General features: G+C 42.2%; 7 protein-coding genes and 1 pseudogene. 6 read left to right on the top strand and 2 right to left on the bottom strand.

Features of this window, described 5'->3' with window-relative positions:
• Positions 1-36: 36 nt before the first annotated feature.
• Positions 37-2202, bottom strand: a complete 2166-nt coding sequence (locus HWQ58_RS35775; RefSeq protein ID WP_292873230.1) for a caspase family protein — start codon at positions 2200-2202, stop codon at positions 37-39.
• 135 nt (positions 2203-2337) lie between these two features.
• Here HWQ58_RS35775 and HWQ58_RS35770 point away from each other — a divergent pair, with 135 nt between their 5' ends.
• The 6 genes and pseudogenes from HWQ58_RS35770 to HWQ58_RS35740 all read left to right on the top strand — a co-directional run.
• Positions 2338-2739: a CU044_2847 family protein gene (locus HWQ58_RS35770; RefSeq protein WP_292873228.1), complete on the top strand. Its 402-nt coding sequence runs from the start codon at positions 2338-2340 to the stop codon at positions 2737-2739.
• Positions 2736-3446 carry a TIGR04283 family arsenosugar biosynthesis glycosyltransferase gene (locus HWQ58_RS35765; protein ID WP_292873226.1) on the top strand — a complete coding sequence of 237 codons (711 nt, stop codon included), beginning with the start codon at positions 2736-2738 and terminating at the stop codon, positions 3444-3446. The genes HWQ58_RS35770 and HWQ58_RS35765 overlap by 4 nt, the downstream gene beginning before the upstream one ends.
• 887 nt (positions 3447-4333) lie before the next feature.
• On the top strand, positions 4334-4675 hold the full coding sequence (locus tag HWQ58_RS35755; protein WP_292873224.1) for a hypothetical protein: 342 nt from the start codon (positions 4334-4336) through the stop codon (positions 4673-4675).
• 407 nt (positions 4676-5082) lie between these two features.
• Complete coding sequence (locus HWQ58_RS35750) at positions 5083-7671, top strand: filamentous hemagglutinin N-terminal domain-containing protein (protein ID WP_292873222.1); 2589 nt, start codon at positions 5083-5085, stop codon at positions 7669-7671.
• Positions 7672-7756: 85 nt separating this feature from the next.
• A complete protein-coding gene (locus tag HWQ58_RS35745; RefSeq protein WP_292873242.1) occupies positions 7757-8143 on the top strand; it encodes a tetratricopeptide repeat protein in 387 nt (128 codons plus the stop codon).
• A gap of 131 nt (positions 8144-8274) precedes the next feature.
• Positions 8275-8568, top strand: a pseudogene (locus HWQ58_RS35740) (transposase); the annotation flags it as partial.
• A 185-nt stretch (positions 8569-8753) separates the two neighbouring features.
• On the opposite strand, the gene cax reads toward HWQ58_RS35740, so the two are convergent.
• Entirely contained in the window at positions 8754-9845 is a 1092-nt protein-coding gene (gene cax, locus HWQ58_RS35735; RefSeq protein ID WP_292873220.1) for a calcium/proton exchanger, read from the bottom strand.
• Positions 9846-9890: the final 45 nt, after the last annotated feature.

Genomic DNA, 9890 nt, shown 5'->3' with positions numbered 1-9890 from the left:
TTGTACTTTTTATTTACCTTTTATGGGTTTGTTCGGTTAGGTGCAAGATGTGAGTAAACCTAGCGGGATAATTAAGAAAACAGCAATTGACCGAAAGCGATTATTCCGTCTTTGTCTGACACTTGCTTGAATAAACTCAATAGCTAGGTCAGATAATCTTAAGTTCTCAGTTTGTTGCTTGTGAAAATCTTCTACCTCTCTTAACCGCTTCCCCTGAAAGAGATAATCCTTAACCCTTCGCCTATCTCGCCATTCAAGAGCTGCCGCTTCTATTTTCCGCTTTTGTCGCAATACATCCCGACTTTCTTCAATCCATTTGCGTAATAGCAACCAATGGCGAATCAATGCTTCATGTGCCACATCTACCACAGCAATTTGATTAGATAAGGTACTGGTGACAACTAGCTTCTCATCAGCTAACCGTTGAATTATTCTATTAATTACAGCTTCTGGATGCTGTGAAGTAACTAAATCTTGTTGCACAACCTGTCTGCGGGTATCTTCTGTTCCTTCTCCCAACTGCGTCAATTCTAAAAAAATCCGCTTTGTTGCTTGCTGTTCCTCAAGTGATAATGACTCATAAACTTCTGTAGCGCGTGTTTGCAGGGTTCCCCTGACTCCACCTAGTTTGCTATACGTAGTAAGGGTTAAGCGCTCTTCAGTTCTTTGCTGCCATAGTTCTGTTAGCGTGTACTGCAACAACGGTAAACTCCCCGGTGAATCTTCTACATCTGCAATCATTTGAGAAACTAATTCCGGTTCTACTGCTAAGTTCACCTGTTCAGCAGGTTTGATAATTGCTGTTTCTAATTCCTCCCGAATCATCGGTGTTACTGTTACTAAATGGTCTTGAATTTTCTTAGCTAGTCCGCCATACTCTTGTTCCAGACATTTGCCAAAAAAATCAGCCCGCATTGTAATTATTAGGCAGAGTTTATTATCATCACGCTGCAAAGCACCTAACACACATTCAAAAAACTGCTGTCGTTTTGTAATGTCTTGACATTGAGTAAAAGTTTCTTCAAATTGGTCTACTACTAACACGATACGCTGAGTTTGTGCAGCAGTAATCAACTGTCCTAAACCAACGGCTTCTTTGGCAATTAATTCTTCAGCTTTAGCTAACTGCGAGGCTCGCTCAACATCTGATAAACCCGACTCTATAAATGCCAGTGCTAAATTTTGCAAAGGGTTAATCCCTGGTCGAAAAATTTTTAGCAGCCAATTATCGCTACCCGATAACCTGCATCCTAACTGTAATTGATAAAGTAAACCCGCTCTCACAACACTAGATTTACCACTTCCTGATGCTCCCAACACAGCGAGGAAATTACCCGATCGCACTTTTTCTAATAATTCGTCAGTTAACGCTGTTCTGCCATAAAATAAGCTGGCATCTGCTTCTGTGCAATCAAAATAAGACAACCCTTTGTAAGGACAAATAGCTGATACCTGTATTATGGAGTTAACAAAAGAGGAATTCCATTTACGGGTAAGATTAATTGCTTCACCAGAGTTAGCAAAAATGGGACGCTGGGGGAAGGGGTGATGTTGTTGATTGAGCAAGTCTACTAAAGTGTAGTTACTCACCCAACGTTCTTGTTTTGGTGCCAAACCTTTGAGCAGTGCGGCGGTGAGAACGCTGTGTTGGCTGTTAATTTCTTCAAAAGCTACTTCAAAATCACGAGAAGCCGCAATAAAACACCTGTCTCTGCCTTTACCCCGATCGCCTGGATCTGCCTCTGTAAAATTTAGCACTTCCCCGCTATAGCAGCAATCCAAAATCACAATTTGTTGTCTTACTTCACTTTCTTGCAGCAGTCGTCGCAGCCATTGTAGAGATAATCCCCAATTACCCGCATCGGGGTTGACTTCACTCGTCGCTAAATAACCTTCCTGAATTCCTAAATTTTTCCGCAATCCATGACCAGAAAAATACAGCAGTGCTGTGTCTGGCGGCTTCCCATCTGGCTTAAACAATTGGACGATCGCTTTTTCTAACTGAGTTAAACTAACTTTAGTTTGCTTACCAATGCGAATCGTCTCATTTTCCTTGTCTTTGACTGCTGGGAGCCGCGTTACCCGAAATTCACCATATTGTTGTAAGATTTGAGCGATCGCTTCAGCATCTGTAGCTGGCGCGTTGAGACATTTTAAGCGGTCATACGTATTAATTCCCACCACCAAAGCGTCTCGACTCATCCTGGAAAGCCCTATGATAGTTGTGCCGAATTATTTCCAGCTTCTACAAGAAATTTACCGCATTTTTCGTAAAAATTTGTAGGTTAGCCCAGATGTGCTACCCTACACGCAATTCTTTTAGGCGAGATTTATCCCATGACTCAACTCACACCTATTCAGTTAGAAGATGGCACTATTATTTACATTGAGGCTACAGATAATATAGATGCTCCACCAGTCATTACCGAAGTTTCTCCAGAGGGAGAAGAAGAAGCACTAATTGATAAGGGATGGGATGCTAATGCTGCACAAAAACAGATAGTCCAAAATTTCCAAGCAATTGAAGGTACAATTCGGGCTTACACTGTTTATTCACTTAATGCTTTTAAGAAAATCCCTGTTGCTAATATTGATAAAGTCACTTTAGAATTTGGGATCAAAGTTGGTGGTGAAGCAGGTATACCTTACATAACTAAAGGCACGGCTGAAAGCAATCTTAAGGTAACGGTAGAGTGTTCATTTCCTGACCAACTGGAAAAGCAAACTCAGCAATCATGAGTCAGAATATTGGTGCTGGTAAAATTTCGATTATTATTCCAGTTATTAATGAAGCAGGAAATATTAAAGGAGCAATCGCGACTACTCAACCCAGTATAAATATAGAAGTTATAGTAGTAGATGGTGGCTCAAAAGATAACACAGTAGAAATAGTCCAGTCATTAGGTGTCAAAGTTATCTCATCATCCCCCGGTCGTGCTGTGCAAATGAACGCGGGTGCTGTAGCGGCTAGCGGCGAGATTCTGCTATTTCTTCATGCAGATAGCCGTTTGCCAACCGGGTTTGATGAAATGATTCGCACAGCACTACAACAGCCTGGGATTGTGGCTGGTGCTTTTAAGTTGCGGATTGATGCGTCACTTTTAAGTTTACGATGGGTGGAGTGGGGGGTAAATGTGCGATCGCATTTTTGCCAAATGCCCTATGGCGACCAAGCAATTTTTGTCACAAAAGCAGTATTTCAACAAATTGGCGGTTTTCCCGAATTGCCTATCATGGAAGACTTTGAACTGATGCGTCGTCTAAAAGCGAAAGGACATATTACAATTATCTCCACACCAGTTGTTACCTCAGCTCGTAGATGGTTGCAAAAGGGAGTGTTCAAAACTACGCTACTCAATCAAATAGTAATTATTGCTTATTTACTCGGTGTTTCACCTGAGCGAATTCGTCGCTGGTATCGCCGAGAAAAATTTAAGAGGGTTTAAGCTGTTTCTCATGTAGGTAGTATATCTTGGGGTCATTGGATTTGAAGTGTTGAGCTTCGGTGTTGAGTCTTTAAAGCTGAAAATTCAGGTTCTGAAAACGACGAACTTCAGGTTTTGAACATGAAACTTCAGCCTCTGAACACGAAACTTATAAAAATGAAGAAGCCTGACTCCCAAGGAGTTGCTTTGCGATCGCCAAACCACATTTTCCTGCTTTTTATGTTAAAGCATGGGTGCAACAGATGCCGCTAACAAGCGAGCTTGAAAGTCAGTTAAAGACTGTAAAACTTAAAGCATATATCGCCTCTGCTGTCAATCATATTTAGCAGTATGCTGTAACTAATTTAGCCCAAATGCGACGTACTAATTCAGGTGTGGTTACTGAGGATTGGGTTAATTTGTTAACATTTGTTGGTTTGTCAAAATTTGCCGATGCACCGATTATTGGGCTTTATAGTTTGTAAAGATAATCGTGATTTCACTGAAAGCGTGTGTTAACATCATATTCAAATTTTGATTGATAAGTAGGTGGGTGGGAAAATTTATCGTTGAGATAAGGCAGGAGCCAAGGGGCAGGAGGCAGGAGGGAAGAGAGTTTTAGCCTAGTTAATTTTTCTTCACATAGTTTGGTTTTATTGTACCGACTTACTTATTGATAGAGAAAATGTTAATAGCGCTATTTTGACGTTAGTCTCTGTTAATCATAAAAGGATGTTTGAAAAGTATTGTTAGTAACGGCAATACCTCCCAAACCTAACCCCCTGAGCAAGCCTTCCCTCTGGGGAGAGGAATGGAAGTGAGGTTTTTAGTATAATTCGTTACTTTTGAAACATCCTCTTAGCAAGCAATTGACAAGTGCATAGATTTACTACTTCTTAGAGGTTTGTATGTACGAGCTAAACAACAATGACTCAGACAGTGTGCCACAAGATAAAGTATTAGTTTTAAAATCTCTTGTGTGCAACAGCACTCTTGCTGGCGAAAATAATCCCGACCACGTATTGCTGAAAGTCCAAGGCGACATCGTATGGGAGTGGAGTTCTGATATGTACGCTACAAAAACTGCCTTACTTTCTGGGAGCGTGAATTTTGATGATATAGCTTTCATAGAAATAGACATAGGTAGTACGAAAATTGGCCCTTACGCTGTCAGTAATAATAGAGACAGTCCGCAGCGATTTCAAGAGGGTAAAGCTGACTACATACTGCTATATCAGGTTAAGCCCTGATCATAACAAGAGCCGAAACCGAAATTGCACTAAAAAAAAGTGAAACCTCTAATGTGGCTGGCTTTTGGGTGTAAGAGTGTAAGGGAAAGAATTGAGAACCAAATAAGAATACTTACTTTCACCATGCAACCCCAATACCCTCACACTCTGCCCTGGCAAGGGTTTCATCTTTTCTTCGCGACATTCGAGCCGAAACCCTAGTACCGCAAGGCGGAAGTCACGCATTCAAAAGTCAAAAGTCAAAAGATTTTAATTTTGGGTTTTCTGGCTGTAATGAAATGGTATGTTTATTTCCGCCGAGCTGTACTAGTTGTCACGTAGCAGCAATTCATAAATTGCCGCTACATCGTCTAGTGTTGCTCCCGTCCTAATAATAATAGCTCTGCTATATATAGGAGACAAGTTTTGTGAGTTTAAGAAGCTGGTTTGGTCACGGTTGTCACTTAGGGTTGTCGGGCTTGATGATTTTAATGGGTGCGATTGGAATAGAAGGAGGCGATCGCACATTTGCTCAGGTCACTCCCGATCCCTTTTTGGGAACTAAAGTGGAGTCAACCGACGGCAGAACCTACCAAATTAGAGGGGGTACAACCGTTGGTGGGAGAAACTTATTCCACAGTTTCAATCGTTTTGATGTTCCTGATGGAGGAAGTGCCAATTTTCTCAATGACCCAACGATAGTCAATATTTTTTCACGAGTTACAGGGGGAAATCAATCAGTTATTCAAGGATTGATTAGCGCTCAAGATAAAGCTAATCTCTTTTTAATAAATCCCAACGGCATCATATTTGGAAAAAATGCCCAATTAAATATTGGCGGATCATTTATCGTTACAACAGCCAATGCGATCCAGTTTCCGGGTGGTGGAGAATTTTCTATGACTTCACCCGTCAATCCGTCTAACCCTTTGCTGACGGTGAATCCTTCTGCTTTTCTATTCAATCAAATTGCCAATCAGCCGATTAATTCTATTCAAGTAAATGGAGCATCTCTATCGGTTGATAACGGTCAGAATTTGTTGTTAGTGGGCGGCAATGTCACCTTAGATAATAACGCAAAATTGAAAGCACCGGATGGTCGAATTGAGTTGGGAGGAGTTGCAGGATCGGGAACAGTAGGATTAAATTTTGAGGCTAATACTCTACGTTTAAATTACCCTGTACAAGTACAACGAGCAGATGTATTACTTACGAATGGATCTGAAGTTAGGGTAAGTGACAAAGGAGGAGGTAGTATTGCAATCAACGCACAAAATTTAGATGTTTTGAAAGATAGTACTCTTGAGGCTGGGATAGTAAGAGACTTAAACTCAGATGGCACTCCAGCAGTAAATATTACGCTTGATGCTACAAAAGAAATGAAAATTTCCAACAGCTCTATCTTCAATTACGTGGATTCTACACTCGTAGGTAATTCTGGCAGTATTCTGATTAAGGCAGGGTCGCTCTCCTTAACCGACGTTAAAGTCATCACCAGAAGTAGAGGTGAAAAAACTGACGTTAAAAATTCTGGTAACATCAATATTCAAACTGGGTCGTTATACTTAACCAACGACTCTCTACTAACTACCAGCAACTCTACAGCAGGACGTGCTGGGAACGTGATTATTGATGCTCAAAATACCGTCTCTGTTGAAGATAGCTTAGTCACAAGCAATACTTCTGGGTTAGGAAATGCTGGCACGATTAATATCACGGCTGGGGAACTTACCTTAACCAAGGGTGGTGTAATATCGTCCATAACCACTGGAGAAGGGAATGCAGGCAATATTAATATCTATCCCGTCAATGCTTTTAGCTCTGTCAATATTTCTGGATTTAATGCAGATCCAACACAGGGATACTCTAGCGGCTTGGTGACTTCTAGTGAGAAAGAAGGCGCTGGTCAGGGTGGCAATATTAATGTGACTACTGGGGAATTGCGCCTATCAGACGGAGGAGTTTTGACTGCGCGAACTAGAAATGCCTCCCCAAGCGGTAATATCACTGTTAAGGTTAACACCCTTGAGGCTACTAATGGCGGACAAGTCATCACCAGTACCTTCGGCACCGGAGGTGCAGGTAACATCACGGTAACAGCCACTGACTGGGTAAAAATTTCTGGGAGCGATCCAACTTACTTTAATCGGTTAAACCAGCAAAACAATCCGACTATAGTTGATAATGATGATTCTGCCAGTGGTCTGTTTGCTCGCGTACGAAGTCAGGAAACTGCTGCTAATCCAGGTAACATTTGGGTAAAGGCTCGCTCTATCAACTTAGACAACCAAGGAAAGATTTTAGCTACAACCACATTAGGCGAGGGTGGTAATATTGTGTTGCAACCGCAGGACTTTTTGATAATGCACCGTGGCAGTCAGATATCCACCAGCGCAGGCACTGAAAAGGCTGGTGGAAACGGCGGCAATATCACCATCGATGCCCCTAATGGCTTCATCGTTGCCGTGCCAAATGAAAACAGCGACATCACTGCCAATGCTTTTACAGGCAAAGGTGGGAGAGTGGATATCAAAGCTTTTGGCATTTATGGTATTCAGTTTCGTGTAAGTCCAACTCCCTTGAGTGACATCACTGCTAGTTCAGAATTTGGTACACAAGGCACTGTAGAACTCAACACCCCAGATATTGACCCCAACAGTGGTTTAACCGAATTGCCAACAACACCAGTTGACACCAAAGTAGCCCAAGGTTGTTACAGTCCTGGTTACGCCCAAAACCGATTTGTAATCGTTGGACGCGGAGGTTTACCACCCAATCCCAAAGACATTCTCACTCCAGATGCACCACTAATAGATTGGCTATCCTTTAAACCCCGCAACAACAACCGTTCCTTACCACCTGTTAGGATTGAATCAACTACTTCCACTCCTAAACGCATTGTTGAAGCAACAGGTGCGACGCTAAACGCATATGGACAAATAGTCCTGAGTGCTAATTCATCCACCCCTACTCCTCACACTTCCATACAGAACCCAATTCAATGTTATGGTAGCTAAAATTACTCATATTTTGGCAGCGTCCTGCTTGCTTATCTTACTAGGATCAAATTAACAATCATTCAGATATTTAAAAGCTTGGACTCTGACTGCAATCGCAGGCTCACACCACAGTTTTGGTCAGTATGCTAAAGCCTTAGAGTTCGATCAGCAAGCCTTAGCAATTCACAAAAAAATCCGAGCTCGAAAGGGGATAGGTGCGAACCTTAACAAAATTGGAGAAGTTTACCGCAACTTCGGTCAGTATACCAAAGCTTTGGAGTTCTTTGAGCAAGCGTTAGCCATACGTAAACAAATGGGCGTTCCTGGGGAAGGTCAGAGCCAAGCTGGCATTGGGGAAATTTACTACAATCAAAATCAGTACGTCAAAGCCCTAAAGTTTTATACTCAAGCATTAGCGATTTTCAAAGAAATTGGCTTAAAGGCGGCGGAAGGTACGACCCTGACTAAACATTGGGTTAATTTAACGTGAGTTCGACGGATAGAAAAGCCCAAAAAGCTTGCTAGATAAGAATTTGCTTAACTGAGCAGACAAAGTGCGATCGCTAAAGGACATAAGAAAGTAAACTTTTTGGTGACAGAGGATAATCTGGTCAAAAACTATTTAAGGAGTTGTATGAGCGAGGATTGCAGTTAGTCACAAAATCTAAGAAGAAAATGAAAAATCGTTTGGTAAAACTGATTGATAAGATTCTGTTACGCAAACGTGCTGTAATTGAGTCGGTCAATCACCATCTGAAAAACATTTGTCAAATCGAACATTCTCGTCACCGTAGTCCATTTAACTTTTTAGTTAACTTGATGGCTGGTTTGGCTGCTTATACTTATTTGCCGAAAAAACCTTCGATTGACATTTACCCAAAAGATTTGCCTGCTCTACCTTTTGCCATTTTTTAATTCCGTCGAACTCACGTTAATGAAAGTCGTGATTTTCGTGTTAACTCATCACTCTATCACTCATAACTCATCACTCATCACTCATCACTCATCACTCATCACTCATAACTCATAACTCATCACTCATAACTCATAACTCATCACTCATCACTCAGCACTCATCACTCAGCACTCAGCACTCAGCACTATCCCGGATGGAAATAGAAGCCAGCTGCCAGAACGGTATAAGTTGCCAGGAGCAGAATGCCCTCAAGCCAGTTAGAGCGACCATCCAAACTGATGAGATTGGCAACTGCAACCGCAATAGTGACTGCAACCACCTCGAACAGTTCAAAACTCAAGTCCATCGGTTGACCGATCGCCTGTCCGACTAATACAAGAATCGGAGCAACGAGTAAGGCAACCAGCAAGCTAGACCCCATCGCCACAGATACAGACAAATCCATATTGTTCTTAACGGCAACCCGAACGGCTGTCACATATTCTGCTGCTCCCCCCACTAGAGGTAACAAAATAACACCAGTAAATAGGGGTGTAAGTCCCAGTCCGGCTGTTGCTTCTTCCACCGCACCGACAAAAATTTCCGACTCAAAGGCAACGGCAATTGTAGAAATCACCAAGATGCCCAGCCAGAGAGAGATATTGGGTTTAGCAACTGGCTCAACTATATCCTTGGGGTTTTGATCTTCTTGCTCTACAAGTCCAACTTCGTAGAGATAGCTATGAGTCCTAAGGGAAAATACCAGGGTGAGAGCGTAAACAATGATCAACACTACGGCAGTTGTAATCGATATCTTGGTGACTTCGATATTGCCCACTTTCTCAGAAGAGTAAGCTACGAGCGCAGGCAGCACAAGCGCGGTTACTGCCAGAGTCATAGTGGAGCCATTCACCCGTGCTACCACTGGCTGAAACTCTTGCTCTTTATAGCGTAGTCCTCCCAAGAACATAGAAAGCCCCATCACCAGCAGCAAGTTACTAATGATAGTACCGCTAATGCTGGCTTTGACAATATCGATCAAGCCCCCTTTCAAGGCAACTAAGGCAATGATTAATTCTGTGGCGTTGCCAAACACAGCATTAAGCAATCCACCAATGGAGGGGCCTGTAACGACTGCAATTTCCTCTGTCGCCGTACTTAACCAAATGGCTAAGGGAGCGATCGCGATCGCGGATGTAATGAAAACAGTCAGCGATCCCCATTCCAAACGCTCTGCGGCAATGGAAATCGGAATGAACACCAGCAAGCCAAGAGAAACAATCGTTTTAATTGACATCTTGTTCTTAATTGAATGGAAAGTGTGATACCAATTCGTAATTCG

The organism is Nostoc sp. LPT (assembly GCF_017115165.1).
Lineage (GTDB): Bacteria > Cyanobacteriota > Cyanobacteriia > Cyanobacteriales > Nostocaceae > Nostoc.
Note: the sequence above shows the minus strand (reverse complement) of the source record. Positions and strands in the feature narration are given on the sequence as shown.

Coding starts and splice junctions, on each gene's coding strand:
- HWQ58_RS35770 (WP_292873228.1), top strand. CDS start 2,338: ATGACTCAACTCACACCTATTCAGTTAGAAGATGGCACTATTATTTAC.
- HWQ58_RS35775 (WP_292873230.1), bottom strand. CDS start 2,202: ATGAGTCGAGACGCTTTGGTGGTGGGAATTAATACGTATGACCGCTTA.
- cax (WP_292873220.1), bottom strand. CDS start 9,845: ATGTCAATTAAAACGATTGTTTCTCTTGGCTTGCTGGTGTTCATTCCG.
- HWQ58_RS35765 (WP_292873226.1), top strand. CDS start 2,736: ATGAGTCAGAATATTGGTGCTGGTAAAATTTCGATTATTATTCCAGTT.
- HWQ58_RS35755 (WP_292873224.1), top strand. CDS start 4,334: ATGTACGAGCTAAACAACAATGACTCAGACAGTGTGCCACAAGATAAA.